Raw genomic sequence first — 20,300 nt, forward strand, 5'->3', positions numbered from 1 at the left:
CCTCGATCTTAGTGCTCGCTCTCCTGCTCGTTCACGGCGATCACCAGCTTGCCCACCGTGCGCCCGGTCTCGATGAGCTCGTGCGCTTCGCGTACCGTCGCAGAAGTAAGCGGGCTCAGCACGCGGGTCGTGGTCGCGGTCACCTTGCCGGCATCGACGAGCGCGGCCGTCGCGTTTAAGAGGTGGTGCTGCTCGATCATGTCGGGAGTCTGAAACATTGAGCGGGTAAACATGCGCTCCCAGTGCCATGCGACACTCTTGATTTTCAGCGGAGTGACGTCGGTCGGGCCGTCGTCGATCGCGACGATATGGCCGAAGGGACGAATGATGCGCTCGTAGGTCTCGACCTGGCCCTTTGAGTGAGCGGTAAAGATCCACTCGACGCCGTCAGGCGCAATCTCGAGTACTTCTGCGGCGAGATCGGCGTGGTGGTTCACGGTGTGCTCTGCGCCCCGTTCGAGCGCCCAGGCCACCCGTTCGGGGCTCGAAGCGGTCGCGATGACCGTGACGCCCGGCAAGAGCGCCTCGCACAGCTGCATCATGACCGAACCGACGCCGCCGGTTGCGCCCACGATGAGTAGCGTGCCCCGCGATGCCTCGGTGAGGCCTAGCCGGTCGAAGAGGCACTCCCAGGCCGTGATCGTGGTGAGCGGCAACGATGCCGCATCGGTGAACGAGAGCGTCGTGGGCTTTCGGCCGACGACCCGCTCGTCGATCGTGTGAAGCGCTTGGTTCGTGCCCTGCTTGTCGATCTGGCCCGCGTAGAACACCTCGTCGCCGACCGAGAAGAGGGTCACGCCCTCGCCGACCGCGCGCACGACGCCCGATGCGTCATAGCCCAGCACCTTGAACCCGTTCGCGGGAGCACCCTGACGCACCTTCACGTCGACCGGGTTAACCGAGACCGCTCGCACCTCGACGAGAAGGTCGTGGGAACCGAGCTCTGGCACCGGTATTTCACGCTCGATGATGCTGTCGGGGTGGTCGATGGGGTGGTTCTGCGAATACCCGATTGCGCGAGTGGTGTGCACGGTTGCTCCTCATAACGACGTCAGCGGCTTGCCCCGCAACTCGCATGTCATCACCGAAGTTGCCAGGCGTTGAAAGTACTATACCTGAAGCAGGAGGAGGCACGATTTCGTATGGCGTTACGCTCAGACTGGTCAGGCGAGGCCTGCCCGATTCGACGGGCAGTCGACGTGGTTGGCGACCCGTGGGTGCTCTTAATCGTCGGAGAGGTGCTGCATGGCAACGGCCGGTTCGAGCAGTTGCGCGGCACGCTCGGCATCTCTGAGGCGGTGCTCAGCAGGCGCCTCAAGATGATGGTCGAAACGGGCCTGCTCACCAAGGTCGATTACGATGACGCTGGTCGCGTTCGCCAGGGGTACGCCGCGACCGAGGCCGCGAGCGACCTTCTTCCTATCGTGCAGCAGCTGGCCCTCTGGGGCGAGAAGCACACCGGTGCGCCGACCGGCGGAACCCCCATCGTCATGGTGCACCGCAGCTGTGGCCAAGAGACGACGCGGGCCGAGGTCTGCAGCGCCTGCGGCGAGACGCTCGTTGCCGAGCAGATGCGGTGGATCAACCCCAGCGATAACACGGGCCGTGATCTCGTGGGCCCGGGAGTGCTCGTATGAGCGAGCGCGCGGCGGCGCTTGATGCGTGGCTCGCACACCTCGCCTGTCCCGTCTGCGGGGCGGGGCAGAGCCAGCACGTGATGCGTGAGGCTGGCGCCGTGCGCTGCGAACGTGGCCACGCATTCGACATTGCGCGCCAGGGGTACGTAAATCTCGGAGCCAGCCAGAAAGACGTGCGGGCCGACACCGCTGCGATGGTGATGGCGCGCGAAGCGATGCACGCCTCAGGCGCTTTTGACGGGATCGCGCGCGCATTGAACGCCGCGGTCGCCGCCCGAGACTGGGGCGAGGGCGAGCTACGCTTCGCCGATCTCGCTGGCGGATCGGGGTTTTACGCGGCCCGGCTTCTCGAGTCGCTCGCCGCTGGTGGCGTGGGCGAACCCGATGCTCATGCGCGAGGCCTCGTGCTTGATCTCTCGACCGCAGCCCTGAAGCGCGCGGTCGCGGCTCACGATCGTATCGCTGGCGTTGCGGCCGACCTGACGAAAGGCATTCCGCTGCGCGACGGCTCGGTTCACGCGCTCGTGAACGTTTTCGGCCCGCGTAACGGAGCTGAGATGAGGCGCGTGCTCGCGCGCGACGGCGCCTGCTTCGTGGTCTCGCCGAGCAGCCACCATCTCGAACAGCTTGTCGGCGAGCTCGGCATGCTGCAGGTGGCCGATGACAAGGCCGAGCGGGTCGAACGAGCCATGCAGGGTTTCACGGTGCAGGGGCGAGAGCGCTGCGAAGAGCAGGTCGAGTTTGGCGAAGCGCAACTCAGGAACATTATTGCGATGGGTCCGAGCGCTCACCATGTGAACGGCGAAGAGATCGCGGAGCGGGTCGCCTCGCTGCTCGAACGAGCCGGGAGGAACACGATCGAGGTGACGATGAGCGTTGACGTGACGACATTCGTGCCGAGTGACGCTGCCTCAGCCGCACCGAAAAAGATGGGTGCGCGAAGCAGCATCCCGGGTTAGGGTGAAACCATGAAGCTTCAAGGAATTACCGCACTCATTACTGGCGCTGCCTCAGGGCTCGGCGCCGCAACCGCCAAGGCCCTCACTGCTGAGGGAGCCGAGGTGCTCGGTCTCGATCTTGCCTCGTCAATCGAGAAGGCCACCCAGGTCGAGGGAGTGACCCTCGTTGCGGCCGACGTGACGAGCGAAGAAGAAGTCAGCGCTGCGATCGAGGGCTACGAGGGCGCACCGTTGCGCGTCGTGGTCAACTGCGCCGGCATTGCTCCAGCAGAGCTCACGGTCTCGCCGCGCGGCGCGCACAGCCTCGACCTCTTTCGCAAGACCATCGATATTAACCTCGTGGGCACCTTCAACGTCTTGCGCCTCGGCGCTCTTGCGATGTCGAAGACGGAGCCGCTCGAGCATGGTCAGCGCGGCGTCGTGGTGAACACCGCTTCTGTCGCGGCCTACGAGGGGCAGATTGGCCAGGCCGCCTACGCTGCGTCGAAGGCCGGCGTTGTCGGCCTCACCATTACTGCGGCGCGCGACCTCGCGCGGCTCGGTATTCGCGTGAACACGATCGCCCCTGGCATCGTCGACACCCCGATGCTTGCGGGGCTGCCGGAGCGGGTAACCGACGCTCTCGCAGAGAGCGTTCCCTTCCCGCACCGGCTCGCCCAGCCCGCCGAGTACGCGCAGCTCGCGAAGATGATTATCGAGCACGACTACTTGAACGGCGAGACCATTCGCATGGACGGCGCCATTCGCATGGCGCCGAAGTAGGCCACCGCGCTAAATAATGCTGCGGCCCTCGCGCTTGGCTTGACGAAGTTCTGTGAAGAACGCCTTCAGAATGACCGCGAGCACGCCGAGCACGATGACCGGGCAAATAAGAACGTAAATCGTGAGAAATAGGGGGCTCATATGACTCTCCTTAATCGGTTGGAAATGTTGGTTAGCGGGCGCTCTTCGCGGCCTCGGCTGCCTTTTCGGGCGTGATCGCGTCGAACTCGCCGGTACGCTCGGCGAGCAGGGCGAAGTCGAAGGGTTTCTTGTTGCGCAACGAGATGAGCGTCGTGACGATCGTGCTGACGGCGTAGGCCACGAGCGATCCGCTGAGTACGGCGTAGTCGTGCACCGCGCCTAAGGCAAACGGCGTCACGATCACGCTCGCGATACCACCTGCCCAGAGTGCGGGCTTCAGACCGAAGAACCCGAAGGCCATGAGGCCGATCACGACGCCGACGCCCACGATCGAGAGCACGTCGATGAGGAAGTTCGTCACCGGGTTTGCCGGGATGAGTTCGAAGCGCACGGGCAAGAAGGCTGCCATGGCGCTCAGCGTGCCAACCGTGAAGGCAACGTTCGAGACCCGGTTCCAGTAGAAGCTCGCGATGACCGGAAACACGAGGGTGCCCCAGAGCGCGCCAACAAAGACGAGCATGTCGAGAATGTTCATCTTGCCGGTCGCGAAGTAGAGCGCCGCGGCCATCGCGATGACCATGGTGATGCGCCCGATGAAGACCATGCGCTTCGGGTTCGCCTTGCCACGACCCGCGACGTTCTGCCCGTAGACATCGGCCATCATGATCGCCGAGAGCGCCGTGAGATCAGAGTCGGCCGTCGAAGAGAGTGAACCGATGATCATGACGAAGAAGAGCGCGATGAGCGTTGGCGGCAGGTAGGTGGCGGCCATCTGCGGAACGAGGTTGTTGAGGTCGCCGCCCAAGGGCTCGATGCCGAGGTACAGGGCCATGACGCCGAGCATGCCGATACCGATCACGGTCGCGCCGTAACCGACCGTCGCGGTGATGAAGGTTGGCTTGATGAGATCTTCGCGCACCGCGAAGAGACGCTGCGCAATGGTCTGGTTTCCGATCGCGTATGCGAGCACTGCGGCGATGTACGGGGCGCCCTGATTCAAGAATGCCTCAGACGAGAAGAAGTTCGACTGCTCTGGCGTGAGGTTCGCTGCGCCCTCGGTAAACATGGCCGGGCCGCCGGCGCTGAAGAAGATCACGGGAATGAGAATCGCCGCTGCCCCGAGCATCGCGACCACCTGAGCGACGTCGGTGAGCACCGAAGCGCGAAAGCCCGACCAGACGGTGTAGAGCAGCACGCCGCCGGCGATCGCGATCACGCCCTGCCCGAAGCTAAACGGCGAGAGCATCGCGATGAGCGCGCCACCCGCGATGAGGTTCGTGGTGAGGCTGATGACGCTGCCGAGCACGTTTGAGACGGCGAGCATGAGCTGGCTCGAACGCCCGTGCCTCGCATACATGACCTCGGCGATCGTGTGCGCCTTTGGAGCGACCTTGCGAATGCGCTTGCCGAAGGGGTAAATGAACAGAATCATGAGGGCTCCCCAGAGCCCGTAGTGCAGTGGGCCTGAGATGCCGTAGGTGTAGCCCGAGGTTGCCGAGGCGTACATCGACGAGGCCCAAATCCATGTGGCGGTCATTGACGCGGCCGAGATGCCGAACCCAATTTTTCCACCGGCGGTCATGTACTCGTCGGCGTTCTCGCTCTTCTTGCTGATGCGAAGTGACATGATGAGGCTGCCGCCGTAAAAGAGCACGAGAAGGGCGATAACCACCCAACCCTGCATGATCGTTTCTTGATTCCCCAAAGTTCTTTCCCTGTCAACTAGTTCTGTGTATGAATGCGCAAATTGGTACCCCAAATCGAACCCCCGTGGAATTCGAGCGTTACCCGTTTTCCCGCGTCTCGCGGGTGGGGCCTCAGGAGAAAACCTCGGCGCACATCAGCCTTCGATGGGCGGCTTTTCTCCGGTGGCAACTCGTCTACTGTAACAACGCTCGAGTTTTTGCCGTCGCCAAAAAACGCCAAAACACGCCAGAGTTGGGCTGCGCAACATGCGTTTGGCAAGTGATCAGTATGGCAAACGCAACGTTATGTAAACGTGACTATAGCGGCCTTGATACAGTGATTTCGAGCCAGAGAATGGAGACTCATGCCATACACCCGCACGGTGCTCGAGGTCGCATCGAACGAACCCGAACGCGTTGCCCTGACCGATGGGGTGCGCAGCATCACGTACGGTGACCTTTCCCGTTCTTCAGGAGCCCACAAAGCGGTCGTTGATAGCCTGCTCGGGCAGCTCAGCCCTGAGGCACTTTCTGGCATCACCTTCGCCGACGAGATCGGCGATATTCCGGTCATCTCGATCTCACTGACGCACGTGCTCGACAGCGCAGAGCTCGTCGCGGTGCTCGCGGGTTATCGAACGGTTACCTCGGTGCTCGACCCGCTCTGGCCCATTGAGCATCGGGTGCGCTCGATCGTGCGCTCGGGAGCCCAAATTGTGGTGACCGATGATGAATCACTTGGCCATGCCCTTGTCGAGGGCGATTGGCCCGGCGTGATCATTGGCCTCGACGAGTACCGGGCGCGACTCGCCCGAGTGAGTGAGGCTGAGAATCGGGAGCAGCCGCCTACCGTGCGCGACGACGAAGAGCCCTTCCTGCTCATTTTCACGTCGGGAACGACCGACCTGCCGAAAGGGTTCTTGCGCACGCGAAAAAGCTGGCGCTACAACGTGCGGGTGAGCGAGTGCTGGCTGCGTGCCAAGCCTGCAGAGCTGACCTTCGCGCCCGGACCGCTCGCCTACAGTCTCACGCTCTACGCCCTCGTCGAAGTGCTGGGAACCGGCGGATCGATCATGCTGCAGAGTCGTTTTGACCCGCTCGACGCCGCGAGGCTGCTCGTCGAGAAACCGGTCACGAGGCTCGTCGCGGTGCCAGCCGTGCTGCCGGCGCTCGCGCAAGCCGCGAAGCGCGACGGAGTGCAGTTCACGAGGCTCAGCGACGCCGTGATCGGCGGCGCAAACCTCAGTCTTGCGTTGCGCACGAGCTTTGAAGAGGTCGCGCCCGATGCGACCGTTCTGAGTTACTACGGGGCCGCCGAAATCGGTTTCATTGCGTGGAGCACCGAGGGTGACGGTGCCCTGCTTGAACCCTTCGACGGTCTCTCGCTGAGCGTCCGAGACGAGAACGGGGCAGAACTGCCGGAGGGAGAGCTTGGGCAGCTCTTCGTGCGGGTTGGTTCACAGGGCGACCGCTACATCTCGACCACGGGAGGCGCGCTCATCACGGGTGCCGACGGCTGGGCGACGGTCAATGATCGCGCGCGGCTCGTGGGCGGCAAGCTGTTGCTCGAGGGGCGTGCCGGCGATATTGCCGTGACGGGTGGGCATAAGGTCTCGCTCGTGCAGATCGAACGAACGCTCGAGGGTGTTCCCGGCTGCGAACGGTGCTGCGTTGTCACGCAGCCTCATCGCCTGCTCGGCGAGATTCTCGTCGCCGTCATCGAAGCGACGCCGGGCCAAGCGGCACCTGAGAAAGCCCGGGTGAACGCCATGCTCGGCGAGCTGCTGCCACCGCAGTTTGTGCCGCACCGCTACTACCTTGCCGAAGATTTTCCGCGCACCGTCGGCGGGAAGATTCGCCGCGTCGAGGTGCGCGCCGAGCTCGAGGCAGGGGCTTACACGAGGCTCTAACGAGAGAAGTGCACGACCACTTCGCACCTCGAACCCGTACACTCGGGAGTGTGAACGAGAGAGTGGTCATTACCGGAATGGGCGCCGTGACCCCGCTGGGGCTCGACGCCCAAACGAGTCTTGACGCCGTGTTTGCGGGGCGCAGCGGCATCGGCCCCATCGAGGGGTTCGACACGAGCGACATGGTCGTGACGATTGGCGGCGAGGTGCGGGGTTTTGACCCTTCGGGGGTCGTGACCCCTGCCGACGCGAAGCGCCTCGACCCACACGCCCTCTACGCGATTGCCGCGGCCAGCGAGGCCATCGACCAGGCTTTCCCGGGGCATCGCAGTGGCGATCCGCTCATTGCCGACCCGACCCGCCTTGGCGTTTCGGTCGGCTCAAGCTCGGGCGCCTCGACCCTCATGCAGGAGGCCACGAGAACCCTCGACGAGCGGGGCCCGGCACGGGTGAGGCCAGGCGTCGTCGTGTACGGCGGCACCGACTCGGCCGCAAACGTGCTGAGCGTGCGCTACGGGGCGCTCGGTGCGGCCCACGGCGTCTCGGCGACCTGCGCCTCGGGAGCGATGGCGATCGGAGAGGCGCTGCGCACGCTGCGCCACGGCTATGCCGACGCAATGATTGTGACGTCTGGCGACCACTGCGCGAACCCCGTGAACATGGCCGCGAACGCGAACATTCGTGCGCTCACCCGCGACTTCAATGCTGAGCCAGCACGGGCGAGCCGCCCCTTCGACGCCGCTCGTTCGGGCTTCGTCATGAGCTCGGGTGGGGCGGCCCTCGTGTGCGAAACCGAGCGCTCGGCGCTCGCACGAGGCGCCGAGATTCTTGCCGTGGTTGAGGGCTACGGTGCGAGCTCTGACGCTCACCACGCGACAGCGCCTCACCCCGGGGGAGAGGGCGCCTCACGGGCGATGCGTTTAACGCTCGCCGACGCGGGGCGTGAAGCCGGCGACGTGGGCCACGTGAATGCGCACGCCACGAGCACGCCGCTCGGCGACCACAGCGAGGCACTCGCGCTCGCCGCCGTGTTCGGCGGTGACGCCGTGCCTCCGGTCACCGCGACCAAGTCGGTCAGCGGGCACATGATTGGCGTTTCGGGAACCTTCGAGGTGCTCGTCGCCGTCGAGACGCTGCGCCGCGGCCTCATGCCGCCCACGCTCAACCTCGAAACCCTCGACGCGCCAGAGGGGGTCGCACTCGACGTGATCACCGGTGAGGCGAGACCTTTCTCGGGCGATCTCGTGCTCACGAACTCCCTTGGCTTCGGCGGGCACAACGCGACGCTGCTCATCGGTGCACCGCGATAACGGTTTGATGACAGCGGGCTTTTTCCAAGTGTTTGCGCACCGGCCGGAGGCGTAGCATACGGGTATGGCCCCGAGAACGCTCACCCGCACCATGCGAGACGACTCAGGAGCCGCGGGCAAAGTATTGCTCATTGTCGCGGCCTTTATCGTACTCCTCGCCGTTGCCATTCTTGCCCTGTGGCGCCCCGTCATTCAGCCGCTCATCGGCGACGGGCTCGCGACGCGGGTTGAGGGCGACACCGACTATCTCGTACCGCGCGACGATGCCCAGCTGAGCCTCACGCTCGCCGACGGCTGGGTCGTACAGCGTTCGCTGTACCAGCCCGAGCAGGCACTCCTGAAAAGCCCCGACTTCTCGGTCGAGGTGCTCGTGTCAACCTGGATGCACGGTGCCTCGCCCTCGGCAAAGACCGCGCTCTCTGAGGCGGTCGAGGGGTGGCACGACCATACCGAAACCCGCATCGAGGCCGTCAGCGACGACGTTGTCGCGGTATCGGCGTTCGGGCACGAAAAGAAACGGCAACCGGAAAAGCTGGTCGTCGCCCTCGCGAAGGGAAGCGATGAGCGGGCAAAGGCCTTTGCCACGCTGACGGTCTCAACGAAAGATCGTGACCTCGATGAGGTGATGCCTGCGGTTGCAGAGCTCGTTGCCACGGCGAAGGCAGTCGAACGATGATGCGGCAGAGTCTTGCGGTTGCGATGAGCGTTGTGCTCGCGGGGCTTCCCGGCTGGCTTGAGCCCTGGGTGCCCGCGTTTACCCCGACCGAGTGGGCCGATATTGACGCAGTCGAGTGGCACGCTCCCGAGCCCCAAGAAACCGGGGCCACCATCGATGAACCGCTGCACCCGCTCGACCCTGCAACGGCGAACGGCTTCGTGCCGAGCCGCATCGTGAACGGTTCGCTTGGCCTGAACGCGCGCTTTCTCATGACCCCTGCCTCGGGCGACCACAACTCGGTCACGCTCGACCTCGTGCGCTCACTCATTGGCGACGCAGAGAAGGCCACCGACAAGCAGTACTCGCCGGAGGCGCAGGACACCACCGCGGGGCTCAACGACCGCGGGTGTGTGGAGGGCTCGACGTTCTCGCCCTTAGGCGAGGTGCTGCGCGACCCCGCACTCGCGCCCGCAAAGCACGAGGGGGTCTCCATGAGTTGCGATGTGATGGCCGCAGCATCGACCCTGCTCGTGCAGCGCATTCGTTTGATTAACACGCTTGGCGAAAAGCCGGTTGACCGCGTCGTCACGGTCATCACCGATACCTCTCGCGCAACGACCGTTCCCGCCAAGCACCTGTGGAACGACGAAGGGCCGCGCATCGTGTGGCAGGCGATCACTGAAACGCTGCGCCATGAAGCCCGCGGTCTTAGTCTCATGCCCCCGCAAAGCGAGCCCGACGAGGCCCTCATTGAGGCCATCCTCGGCTCAGCGGTGCCACTCACCGACGGCGCCCTGCACCTCACGATTCCGCAGGGATTCCAGACCCCAGAACTCGAGGCCCTCGGCGTCGAACCCCTGGCCGAGGCGCGCACCCTGAAGCTCACCCCCGAGGTCGCGGCCACCGCGCTCAGTGAGACGGGGCAGTCGATCATGGCGGCGATCAACAGCGAAGATTCGCTGCTGGCTCCCGACGCTGTTTTGCCGGGTAAACGAGACATCGACTGCTCGCTCTTCGCCTGTGTCGCGCTCACCTACGACGATGGCCCCTCGGCGCTCACCCCGACCATTCTCGATGCACTGCGCGACCACGGGGCCTCGGCCTCGTTCTTCATGGTCGGCAGCCGCGTCGAGAGCTACGCGGCCGCTGCAAAGCGTGTGGTGACCGACGGGCACCTGGCGCTCAACCACAGCTGGTCTCATCTTGACCTGTCGAAGCTTGCCGCTGGCACGATCGATGCCAACGGCGATGCGACTGACCCCGACGACCTGCCGAGCGAAGAAGACCGAAAGAAAGCGGTTGACCGAGAGCTGAGTCGCACGAGCAAAGCCATCGTCGCGGCGACCGGTGTTGCGCCAACCGCCTTCCGGCCGCCCTACGGGGCCTATGACGATGCCGTGCTCAAGATCGCGAAGATGCCGGCGATTCTCTGGGACGTCGACACCGAAGACTGGAAGGGCGTCGCGGGAGACGATCTCGTGTCGAGCATCGTTCCAGTCGCGAGGCCGGGATCGATCGTGCTGCAGCACGATATTCACGACAGCAGCGCCGCCACGATCGAGCAGGTACTCGACGGGCTCGAAAACCGTGGATTCATGGTCGTCAACGTGGGGCAGCTGCTCGGCGGCATGCCCGCCTCTGGCGCTTACAGCAGCTCACGTTAACGGCCCGAGGCACGACTCGCGTGTGGTCGCCTCGGGTCGCTAGCGGCGGATCACGGGGAATGAACCGCCGTGATGCTCGCCGTCTTCTGCGATCGTTTCGGGGCTTCCGATCACGAGCGGATCGGGTGTGCCAACCACCTCGTGGTCTTTGTTCGGGTAATCAAACTTTGAGAGCACCCAGCGCATGGCCTCAAGACGAGCGCGTCGCTTGTCGTTCGACTTCACGACGGTCCAAGGCGCCGTCTTGGTGTCGGTGTAAAAGAACATCGCGTCTTTGGCCTCGCTATACGCATCCCACTTATCGATGCTCGCGAGGTCGGTGGGCGAGAGCTTCCACTGTTTCACCTTGTCGGTCGAACGGTCGATGAAACGCTGCCGCTGCTCGGCCTTGCCGACCGAGAACCAGAACTTGAAGAGGTGAATGCCCGAGTTGATGAGCATGAGCTCGAAGCCAGGCGTGGCGCGCATGAACTCGTGGTACTGCTGCGGGGTGCAGTAGCCCATGACGCGCTCAACGCCCGCACGGTTGTACCAGGAGCGGTCGAACAGCACGATCTCGCCGCCAGAGGGCAGATGCTGCACGTATCGCTGAAAGTACCACTGCGAGCGCTCGCGATCGGTGGGGGTCTCGAGGGCCACCACGCGAGCGCCGCGGGGGTTCATGTGCTCGGTGAAGCGCTTGATCGTGCCGCCCTTGCCGGCCGCGTCACGGCCCTCGAAGAGAATGACAATCTTCTCGCCTGACTCTTTGACCCAGGTCTGGAGTTTGAGCAGCTCGATTTGCAGCTTGCGCTTCTGCTTCTCATACTTTTTGCGAGAGAGCTTCTGGTCGTAGGGGTACCCCTGACGCCACGGAGCATCGGGGTCATCGCCCTCTTCTTCGTCAGCATCGGCCAGCAAGAGCTCGACAATCTCATCGATCTCAGGGGCAACGTCAAGCGGTGAGTGCTCGGCCTTCGCCTCGGGAGTCTCGTCGGGTTGGGGCTGTGCTGCGTCAGACATGGGCGCTCCTTACGAATGCTCTGCTTCACTCACTATGTTAGCGCTCAGAGCCCTCTTTCTTCGGGTCGACAACGAGCAATGACATCGTCGTGGTGAACTCGGTGTCAATGTCGGTGTTCGGTCGGTAGGTGAGCTTGCTGACGATCACGGCCACGAGGGTTGCGAGCACGAACGCGGGCAGGAGCTCGTAGAGGCCGGTGTCGAACGCCTTCCAGATGAACACGGTCGCCGCGCCGACGATCATGCCCGTAAGCGCACCCCAGTTGGTGAGTCGGCGCCAGTAGAGGCTCAGCAGAATGATGGGGCCGAACGCGGCGCCGAAGCCCGCCCAGGCGAAGCTCACGAGCCCAAGGACGCTGTCGTTCGGGCTGATCGCGAGCAACGCCGCGACGATTGACACCGCGAGCACGCCAACACGGCCGAGCACGACGAGCGTGCGCTCGCTCGGTGGCTGCTTGCGGCTCACGCGGTACAGGTCTTCAACGAGCGCCGACGAGCACACGATGAGCTGGCTCGACAGGGTGCTCATGATGGCTGCGAGCACGGCTGCGAGTACGAAGCCCGCCACGAGCGGGTGCAGAAGCACCTGCGACATGAGCAGCACGACGGTCTCGGGGTCACTCGGGGCGCCGCCGAACTTGTCGAAGTAGGCGATGCCGATGAGGCCCGCAGAAACCGCGCCGAGCAGCGAGAGGAACTGCCAGCTCGTGCCGATGCGCCTCGCCGAAGCCGCTTCTTTGGGCGAGCGAAGTGCCATGAAACGAACGATGATGTGGGGCTGCCCGAAGTAGCCGAGGCCCCAGGCGAGGCCAGAGAGCACGACGAGCACGACCGCCGTTGTCGTGAGCGACTCGTCGCCAAAGATTGAGAGATTGCCCGCTCCGACCGTTTCGACGAGCGTCGTTGTCTCGGTCCAGCCGCCGATGGTGAAGATCGCGACCGCGGGTACGAGCACGAGGGCCACGACCATCATGAGCCCCTGCACGACGTCGGTCATCGATGCGCCGAGGAAGCCACCGAAGAGCGTGTAGGCGAGGGTGACGACGGTCACCATGAGCATGCCAACGATGTATTCGCCGCCGAATGCGCTCTCAAAGAACTTGCCACCGGCGACCATGCCAGAAGACGCGTAGATGGTGAAGAAGACGAGAATGATGATGCTCGCGATGGTGCGCAAGAGGTGCGAGTTATCGCGAAGCCGGTTCTCGAAGAAGTTCGGCACCGTGATCGAGTTGCGCGACACCTCGGTGTAGGCACGAAGCCTTGGCGCCACGAGCCGCCAGTTAAGGTACGAGCCGATGAGCAGACCCACCGCGATCCACCCCTCGATGAGGCCGGTCGCGTAGATCGCGCCGGGAAGGCCCATGATGAGCCAGCCCGACATGTCAGAGGCGCCGGCGCTGAGCGCCGCTACCCACGGCGGGAGGCCTCGCCCCGCGAGCATGTAGCCCTCGTGACTCGTGGTCTTGCGAAACGCAAGCCAACCGATCAAGAGCATCACCGCGAAGTAGATACCGAGGGCTAAGTAGAGGAAGAAATTATCTGACATCGTTGTCACCTTTTCATGAATTGGATGTGGTGTCGAGGGTTATTCGTTCAATGGGAGTGGGCAAGAAGTCGAGATATGGGGCGGGGCGTGGGCGACGCGGATCGCGAGGCCCACGCCCCGAAGGGCTAGATAAGCCCGTCTGAGAGTGTGTTCGGGGTTCCGAAGCGGTGCGCGGTAATCGAGACCGCCTGCTCCTGCACGTAGGGCAGCATTTCTACCCGGCCGGCCGAAACAACCGGGCCAGCGTAGACCGCGATATCGGGCTTGCCCTGAACCGCTGCGTACACCGCTCGTGCTTCGGTCTGCCGATCAGCATCGGCTGCGACGACCCGCACTCGGGCGCTCGCGCGTGGCCCCTCGACCGCCGCAACGCTCGCGAGGCGACGGCCCCAGGCAGCCTCGTCTTCGACGAGAACCGTGACTCTGGCGTTGCGCAGCCCGCTTGCAATCTGCTCTGGCGGAGTGGTGGCGAAGCTGAGCGTGGGCCGTGCACCCGCGGCGAGACCCGCAATCGCGGTGCGCACGGCATCGCGCAGCGACGCCGACTCGGCAACGCGAGCGGTCGTTGCGACCGGGTGGTAGCGCAGAATGTTGCGCTCGACGCCGAGACCCGAAGCATCGCGCGCGACGCCAAACTCGTCGGCGACCGCTTGCGCGTCAGACGCCGCTGCGGCCCGCAGCCACTCGAGGTCGGCCTTCGTGAGGCCTGCTCGTGCGGCGGCATCGAGCACGTGCTCGACTGACGCGAGGGGTTTCGCCGTGGCCTTGGCTACGGGCGCATCGACCCAGTTGACGAGGCCGTGCAGGTAGTTGGGGCCGCCGGCCTTCGTGCCCGCGCCGATCGCCGACTTCTTCCAGCCGCCGAAGGGCTGTCGCTGAACGATCGCGCCCGTGATTCCGCGGTTGACGTAGAGGTTGCCCGCCTCGATGCGTGAGAGCCAGCGATCAATCTCGTCGCGGTCGAGCGAGTGCAGCCCGCTCGTGAGCCCGTAATCAATCTCGTTGACCATGTCGATCGCCTCGTCGAGGCTCGACGCCGTCATGATGCCGAGAATGGGGCCGAAGTACTCAGTGAGGTGGTACTCAGAACCGCGCTTCACGCCGTCACGCACGCCGGGGCTCCAGAGCTTCGAGGCACCCGATGCGTCGACCGAGAGGGGGCTCTCTGCGGCAATCTCGCGGGGCTTCACGAGCCAGCGTTCACCCTGACCGAGCGTCGTGAGGCCGCGCAGCAGCTTGCCCTCTGGCGCGCCGATGACGGGGCCCATCTGCGTGCCAAGGTGCTCAGGTGTGCCGACCGTGAGCGACTCAACCGCGTCGATGAGCTGGCCCCGAAAACGCTTTGAGGTCGCGACCGAGCCGACGAGAATCACGAGCGACGCGGCCGAGCACTTCTGCCCGGCGTGGCCGAATGCCGAGGCGACGACGTCGGCAGCGGCGAGGTCAAGGTCGGCGTTCGGGGTGACGATGATCGCGTTCTTGCCGCTCGTCTCGGCGAGCAACGGCAGGTCTTCACGCATGTTTCTGAACGTCACCGCGGTCTCGTAGCCGCCGGTGAGCACGAGACGCTCAACGCGCTCGTCGGTGATGAGCTGGCCCGAAACCTCGCGGTCGTCGAACTGGGCAAACTGCAGCACCTCGCGGGGCACCCCGGCCTGCCAGAGGCATTCGACCATGACCGCGCCAGAACGCGCCGCCTGGGCTGCAGGCTTGATGATGACGGCCGATCCTGAGGCGAGGGCCGCGAGCGTGCCGCCAGCGGGAATCGCGATCGGGAAGTTCCACGGTGGCACGATCGCCGTGAGCTTCACGGGCTTCGCCGTTGCGCCGTCGACGTCTTCGAGACGCTGGCCGAGCATGGCGTAGTAGTTTGCGAAGTCGATGGCTTCAGAGACCTCGACGTCGCCCTGATCGATCGTCTTACCGCACTCGGCGCCCGCTACCTCGAGCAGCTCACCACGGCGGCGCTCCATGAGCTGACCCGCACGGTGCAGAATCGCAGCCCGCTCTGAGGGGCTGAGTGCCTGCCACGCCTCGGCTGCATCGATACCGGTGTTGATCATCGTTTCAAGCTCGTCGCTCGTGCGCACGAGCCCCTCAGCGACGGTCTTCTTGCCGAGCTCAGAGCCGATCATGCGGCCCGCGATGTCGCGGCCCCACGCCTGGTTGCCGGGAAGATCGGGGTCGGTGTCGGGAGTGTTCGCGAACGAGTACGGGTCGGCGGTAAACGCCGTGATCAGCGCTTCGGCCTCCTGCTCGTCGTAGTGACGTCGGTCTTGCCTACGGTTCGGCTCTGGCACGGAGTCGCTGAGCGCTTCGAGCGAGGCGAGAAAGCGGTTCTTCTCGCGCTCAAAGAGCTGCTCGTTCTCGTGCAGTTCGAACACGGCCGACATGAAGTTTTCTTGGCTCGCGCCTTCTTCGAGACGGCGAATGAGGTATGCGATTGCGACGTCAAACTCAGCGGGATGAACGACCGGGGTGTAGAGCAGCAGCGATCCCACATCCTTGCGCACGGCCTCAGCCTGCCCGGTCGCCATGCCGAGGAGCATCTCGACCTCGAGCCCGCCAGCGGCCCCACGGCGCTTCGCGAGCAGCCAGGCGAGCGCAATGTCGAAGAGGTTGTGGCCGGCAACGCCGATGCGCACGTTCTTGACGTGCTCGGGGGTGAGTGCGTAGTTCAGCACGGCCTTGTAGCTCGTGTCGCTCTCCTGCTTCGATCCCCATGTTGCGAGCGGCCAGCCGTGCATGAGAGCTGCGACCTGCTCCATCGGTAGGTTCGCACCCTTAACCACGCGCACCTTGATGGGGGCGCCGCCACGAGCCACGCGCTTCGCCGACCACTCCTGCAGGCGCACCATCGCCCCGAGTGCGTCGGGCAGGTAGGCCTGCAACACGATGCCAGCCTCGAGGTTCAAGAACTCCTCGCGGTCGAGCAGCTGGGTGAACACGTCGAGCGTGAGCCCCAGGTCTTTGTACTCTTCCATGTCGAGGTTGATGAACTTTTGCGGCGTGGCCTGTGCGGCCTTGCGGAACAGTGGAACGAGATGCTCGATCACGTTCTCGACTGCCTCGTCGTAGGCCCAGTGGTTGTGCGGCGCCATGACCGACGAGGTCTTGATCGAGACATAGTCGACATCTGCCCGCTCGAGCAGGGCATGGGTGCCGGCGAGTCGCTTGGCAGCTTCTTTTTCGCCGAGGATCGCTTCGCCCAACAAGTTGATATTGAGTCGCACGCCATCGCGTTTGATTTGCGAGATGGCGCGACCGAGCTTGGCATCGCTCGCGTCAATGATGAGGTGGCTCACCATCTCGCGTAGGACCTTGCGGGCGATCGGAACGACGATGCCGGGAAGGGGCTTTGCGAAGGTGCCACCGAGGCCGATGGCTCCGCGCAGGTGGGCGGGTAGGAACGCCGGGGTGAGCGCGGTGAGCTCGCTGAGCTTCTTGGCCGCTGCCTTTGTGTCTTCGGGGCGCACGACCCCATCGACGAAGCCCACGGTGAAGTCGAGCCCGTTGGGGTCGCGTAGCACGCCCGCGAGGCGCTCGGCGGCGGGGTCAACGGGGTAGTGCGAGGCCTCCTCAAGCCAGGTGCGTGCGAGGGCGATCGCCTCTTGGCCGAGATCACTCGGGTGAACGGTTGCGGCCGAGGCCGTCGAAAGAGCATCAGTGCTCATGGCAACTCCTTTTACGAAGCAGACGGGTAACTGTGTCCAGTGTGCACGGAGTGACCCGTAATGAAAAGTTACGAAACATGCACGATAAGCTGAAGTAACACTTAACAAAGTTCGGGAGGCATCATGCTCGATATGCAGCGACTGAGGCTGCTGCGCGAATTTTCGATTCGCGGCACCATCAGCGAAGTTGCCGATGTGCTCTCGTACAGCGCCTCGGGCGTCTCGCAGCAGCTCGCCCAGCTCGAACGTGAAACGGGTCGAACCCTGCTGCGCCGAGTGGGTCGCGGCCTCGAACTCACCCCCGCGGGCGAGCGCCTCGTCGCCGAGAGCGAGGCACTCTTTCAACAGCTCGAGCGTGTCGAGGCGTCACTGCAGCGCGGCCGCGACGAGCTCACCGGAACCATTCGCGTCGCTGTCTTCCAGTCGGCCATGATCTCGCTCATGCCGAAAGCCCTCACCGCGCTCGCCGAAACGCACCCCGGCCTGCGCGTCGAGGTCGTGCAGCACGAGCCCGAAACGGCTCTCTACGAGACCTGGGCTCGTGGCTTCGACGTCGTGGTCGCCGAGCAATACCCGGGCCACGCCGCCCCGCACCACGAGGGTCTCGGCCGCAGCGTGCTCGGCAGCGACGCCATCATGCTCGCCGTGCCAGAGGTGCACCCCGAGCGCTTCGCGGGCGTGCGTTCGGTCCTCGACGCTGCAGGCGTGCCCTGGGTCATGGAGCCCGAAGGCTCTGCCTCCCGCCACTGGGCGCTGCAGGCTTGCCGTTCGGCCGGTTTCGAACCCGACCTGCGCTACGAGACCGCCGACATCCAGGCCCACCTGCGCCTCGTCGAGGCGGGCAACGCGGTTGCGCTCGTCAATGGGCTCTCGGTGCGCCACTACACCGGCCGTGTGAGACTCGTGGATCTGCCCAGCTCACCCCGCCGCGAGATCTTCGTCGCACGCCGCGAGGCGAGCGAGGACCACCCGGCTTTCGCCGCGGTGATGGAGGCGCTCGGCGAGGTGGCGGCGGGGCTGCGGCTGTAGGGGGCGCGAGGCTGTTGCGTGCGGGGTCACTGCGAGCGGGGTCGTTGCGTGTGTGGCTGGTATTTCGTTGAGCCGGGCTGATGCTGCGTGCGGCTGGCGGTGGGCCTCTTCGGAATAAGGGCACGGGCGCAGCCCGTTCCTGCTCATTGGGCGGCGGTACCCGTTGAGGAGTGGCTTTTCTGCGGCCGGGCTCTCGTGATGGCGGCGAAACGCGTCTTTGAGCTTGTGTAGCCCCTCGTGTTCGTAAAAATTGCCGCGGTTTGACGAAAAGCAGGGTGTTTACGCGAAAACACCCTGCTTTTCGTCAAGTGAACGCGATTTCGGGCTGCAGACTCGCGTGAAGCGCGGATCGCAGCCCGAGATCCGCCCGAGATCCGCCCGAGATCCGCCCGAGATCCGCCAGAAACTCGAGCCGAAGCCGAAGCCGAAGCCGAAGCCGAAGCCGAAGCCGAAGCCGAAGCCGAAGCTCGCAATCCCACCCACCACCCTCATCCCCAAGTCTGTAACCCCAGACACCACCACCCGAACCCCCGTTGAACGCACCGCCCCAACACGCTGAGATAGAGGCAAACGTTGTTGTTTGCGAAAGGACACGACCATGGCACTTCCAGGCGCACGCCCCGTACGAGCCCCCCGCGGCACCGAAATCTCTGCGAAGAGCTGGCAAACCGAGGCGCCACTTCGCATGCTCATGAACAACCTCGATCCCGAGGTCGCCGAGCGTCCAGACGACCTCGTCGTGTACGGCGGCACCGGCCGCGCGGCACGCAGCTGGGAGGCGTACGACGCGATCGTCGACACCCTGCGCGACCTTGAAGACGACGAGACGCTGCTCGTGCAGTCGGGCAAGCCGGTTGGTGTGTTCCGCACGAACGTGTGGGCGCCGCGCGTGCTCATCGCCAACTCAAACCTCGTGGGCGACTGGGCAACGTGGCCCGAGTTTCGTAAGCTCGAGGCCGAGGGCCTCATGATGTACGGCCAGATGACGGCCGGTTCGTGGATCTACATTGGCACGCAGGGCATTCTGCAGGGCACGTTTGAGACGTTCGCCGCGATCGGCCGCAAACTCTACGACGGAACGCTCGCGGGCACCCTCACCCTCACGGGTGGTTGCGGCGGCATGGGTGGCGCCCAGCCACTCGCGGTCACCCTCAACGACGGAGCCTGCCTCATCGTCGACGTCGACGAAACCCGCATGCGCCGCCGCGTCGGCAAGCGCTACCTTGACGAGGTCGTTACCGATCTCGACGAGGCGCTCGCCAAGGTGCAGCAGGCCAAAGACGAGAAGCGCGGCTGGTCGGTCGGGCTCGTGGGCAACGCCGCCGAGGTGTTTCCCGAGATCCTGCGTCGCCACAAGGCGGGCGAGATCACGGTCGATATCGTGACCGATCAGACGAGTGCGCACGATCCGCTGTCATATCTGCCCATCGGCTACTCGCTCGACGAGTGGCAGCAGCGCGCCGCTGACGAGCCCGAGCAGTTCACGCTCGACGCGCAGGCCGCGATGGCCGCGCACGTGAAAGCGATGGTCGAATTTCAAGATGCTGGCGCCGAGGTGTTCGACTACGGCAACTCGATTCGTGACGAGGCCCGAAAGGGTGGCTACGACCGTGCTTTCGAGTTTCCGGGCTTCGTTCCGGCGTACATTCGCCCGCTGTTCTGTGAGGGGCTCGGGCCGTTCCGCTGGGCTGCACTCTCGGGTGACCCCGAAGATATTCGCGTGACCGATGAGGCGATTCTCGAGCTGTTCCCCGAGAACGAGCACTTGAAGCGGTGGATCAGAGCCGCCCAAGACCGAGTCGAGTTCGAAGGCCTCCCCGCGCGCATCTGCTGGCTTGGCTACGGCGAGCGCGCCCGCGCTGCAGTGCGCTTCAATGAGCTCGTTGCCGAGGGCAAGATTTCGGCCCCGATCGTCATTGGTCGCGACCACCTTGACTCGGGTTCGGTTGCGTCGCCATACCGCGAGACCGAATCGATGGTTGACGGTTCTGACGCGATTGCCGACTGGCCGCTGCTGAACGCCCTGACCGCGACTTCGTCGGGCGCGACCTGGGTGTCGCTGCACCACGGCGGTGGCGTGGGCATCGGTCGCTCGATCCACTCGGGTCAGGTTTCGGTCGCTGACGGCACGCCGCTCGCAGCCGAGAAGCTTGAGCGCCTGCTCACGAACGACCCCGGAATGGGCGTCATTCGCCACGTTGATGCGGGCTACCAGCGCGCCGTCGATGTTGCGGCTGAGCGCGGCGTGCGCATTCCCGTGACGCCGACGGTGCGCGATGGCGGCGAGTCGGCACGCGCCGCGAACGGTGGGGTAGCCTAA

16 protein-coding genes are annotated in these 20,300 nt (G+C 64.7%); 9 read left to right on the top strand and 7 right to left on the bottom strand.

Annotated elements, in window-relative coordinates; genetic code table 11:
* Window positions 1-8: 8 nt before the first annotated feature.
* Window positions 9-1,031 carry a zinc-binding alcohol dehydrogenase family protein gene (locus JSO19_RS09985; RefSeq protein ID WP_270911478.1) on the bottom strand — a complete coding sequence of 341 codons (1,023 nt, stop codon included), beginning with the start codon at window positions 1,029-1,031 and terminating at the stop codon, window positions 9-11.
* Window positions 1,032-1,142: 111 nt separating this feature from the next.
* Here JSO19_RS09985 and JSO19_RS09990 point away from each other — a divergent pair, with 111 nt between their 5' ends.
* The 3 genes from JSO19_RS09990 to JSO19_RS10000 are packed head-to-tail and all read left to right on the top strand — an operon-like array spanning window position 1,143 to window position 3,358.
* Window positions 1,143-1,637: a winged helix-turn-helix transcriptional regulator gene (locus JSO19_RS09990; RefSeq protein ID WP_270911480.1), complete on the top strand. Its 495-nt coding sequence runs from the start codon at window positions 1,143-1,145 to the stop codon at window positions 1,635-1,637.
* The gene (locus tag JSO19_RS09995) at window positions 1,634-2,596 is read left to right on the top strand and encodes a putative RNA methyltransferase (RefSeq protein WP_270911482.1); all 963 of its coding nucleotides are present in this window, start codon (window positions 1,634-1,636) and stop codon (window positions 2,594-2,596) included. The genes JSO19_RS09990 and JSO19_RS09995 overlap by 4 nt, the downstream gene beginning before the upstream one ends.
* A gap of 9 nt (window positions 2,597-2,605) precedes the next feature.
* Window positions 2,606-3,358: an SDR family NAD(P)-dependent oxidoreductase gene (locus JSO19_RS10000; RefSeq protein WP_270911484.1), complete on the top strand. Its 753-nt coding sequence runs from the start codon at window positions 2,606-2,608 to the stop codon at window positions 3,356-3,358.
* A 9-nt stretch (window positions 3,359-3,367) separates the two neighbouring features.
* Here JSO19_RS10000 and JSO19_RS10005 read toward each other — a convergent pair whose 3' ends face one another.
* Together JSO19_RS10005 and JSO19_RS10010 are read right to left on the bottom strand one after the other, a co-directional pair.
* Window positions 3,368-3,499: a putative transporter small subunit gene (locus JSO19_RS10005; protein WP_270911486.1), complete on the bottom strand. Its 132-nt coding sequence runs from the start codon at window positions 3,497-3,499 to the stop codon at window positions 3,368-3,370.
* A gap of 31 nt (window positions 3,500-3,530) precedes the next feature.
* The gene (locus JSO19_RS10010) at window positions 3,531-5,183 is read right to left on the bottom strand and encodes a sodium:solute symporter family protein (RefSeq protein ID WP_270911487.1); all 1,653 of its coding nucleotides are present in this window, start codon (window positions 5,181-5,183) and stop codon (window positions 3,531-3,533) included.
* Window positions 5,184-5,549: 366 nt separating this feature from the next.
* Here JSO19_RS10010 and JSO19_RS10015 point away from each other — a divergent pair, with 366 nt between their 5' ends.
* From JSO19_RS10015 to JSO19_RS10030, 4 genes are all read left to right on the top strand, one after another.
* Window positions 5,550-7,094, top strand: a complete 1,545-nt coding sequence (locus JSO19_RS10015) for a class I adenylate-forming enzyme family protein (protein WP_270911488.1) — start codon at window positions 5,550-5,552, stop codon at window positions 7,092-7,094.
* A 50-nt stretch (window positions 7,095-7,144) separates the two neighbouring features.
* Window positions 7,145-8,404 carry a beta-ketoacyl-[acyl-carrier-protein] synthase family protein gene (locus tag JSO19_RS10020; RefSeq protein WP_270911490.1) on the top strand — a complete coding sequence of 420 codons (1,260 nt, stop codon included), beginning with the start codon at window positions 7,145-7,147 and terminating at the stop codon, window positions 8,402-8,404.
* 64 nt (window positions 8,405-8,468) lie between these two features.
* Window positions 8,469-9,080 (top strand): hypothetical protein, encoded by a 612-nt coding sequence (locus JSO19_RS10025; RefSeq protein ID WP_270911491.1) that lies wholly within the window; start codon window positions 8,469-8,471, stop codon window positions 9,078-9,080.
* Window positions 9,077-10,726 (top strand): polysaccharide deacetylase family protein, encoded by a 1,650-nt coding sequence (locus JSO19_RS10030; RefSeq protein WP_270911493.1) that lies wholly within the window; start codon window positions 9,077-9,079, stop codon window positions 10,724-10,726. The genes JSO19_RS10025 and JSO19_RS10030 overlap by 4 nt, the downstream gene beginning before the upstream one ends.
* A 39-nt stretch (window positions 10,727-10,765) precedes the next feature.
* Here the strand turns inward: JSO19_RS10030 and ppk2 are convergent, their stop codons facing one another.
* The 3 genes from ppk2 to JSO19_RS10045 all read right to left on the bottom strand — a co-directional run bounded on the left by ppk2 (window position 10,766) and on the right by JSO19_RS10045 (window position 16,951).
* Window positions 10,766-11,728, bottom strand: coding sequence for a polyphosphate kinase 2 (gene ppk2 / locus JSO19_RS10035; protein WP_270911495.1), 963 nt, complete (start codon window positions 11,726-11,728; stop codon window positions 10,766-10,768).
* Window positions 11,729-11,765: 37 nt separating this feature from the next.
* Complete coding sequence (gene putP, locus JSO19_RS10040; protein WP_270911497.1) at window positions 11,766-13,277, bottom strand: sodium/proline symporter PutP; 1,512 nt, start codon at window positions 13,275-13,277, stop codon at window positions 11,766-11,768.
* A gap of 125 nt (window positions 13,278-13,402) precedes the next feature.
* On the bottom strand, window positions 13,403-16,951 hold the full coding sequence (locus JSO19_RS10045; protein ID WP_270911499.1) for a proline dehydrogenase family protein: 3,549 nt from the start codon (window positions 16,949-16,951) through the stop codon (window positions 13,403-13,405).
* Window positions 16,952-17,074: 123 nt separating this feature from the next.
* Here JSO19_RS10045 and JSO19_RS10050 point away from each other — a divergent pair, with 123 nt between their 5' ends.
* Complete coding sequence (locus JSO19_RS10050; protein WP_270911501.1) at window positions 17,075-17,980, top strand: LysR family transcriptional regulator; 906 nt, start codon at window positions 17,075-17,077, stop codon at window positions 17,978-17,980.
* 279 nt (window positions 17,981-18,259) lie between these two features.
* Here JSO19_RS10050 and JSO19_RS10055 read toward each other — a convergent pair whose 3' ends face one another.
* Window positions 18,260-18,472, bottom strand: a complete 213-nt coding sequence (locus JSO19_RS10055; protein WP_270911503.1) for a hypothetical protein — start codon at window positions 18,470-18,472, stop codon at window positions 18,260-18,262.
* A gap of 106 nt (window positions 18,473-18,578) precedes the next feature.
* On the opposite strand from JSO19_RS10055, the gene hutU reads away from it, so the two are divergent.
* Window positions 18,579-20,300, top strand: a complete 1,722-nt coding sequence (hutU, locus tag JSO19_RS10060) for a urocanate hydratase (RefSeq protein WP_270911504.1) — start codon at window positions 18,579-18,581, stop codon at window positions 20,298-20,300.

Origin of the sequence: Leucobacter sp. UCMA 4100 (assembly GCF_027853335.1) — a bacterium.
Taxonomy (GTDB): domain Bacteria; phylum Actinomycetota; class Actinomycetes; order Actinomycetales; family Microbacteriaceae; genus Leucobacter_A.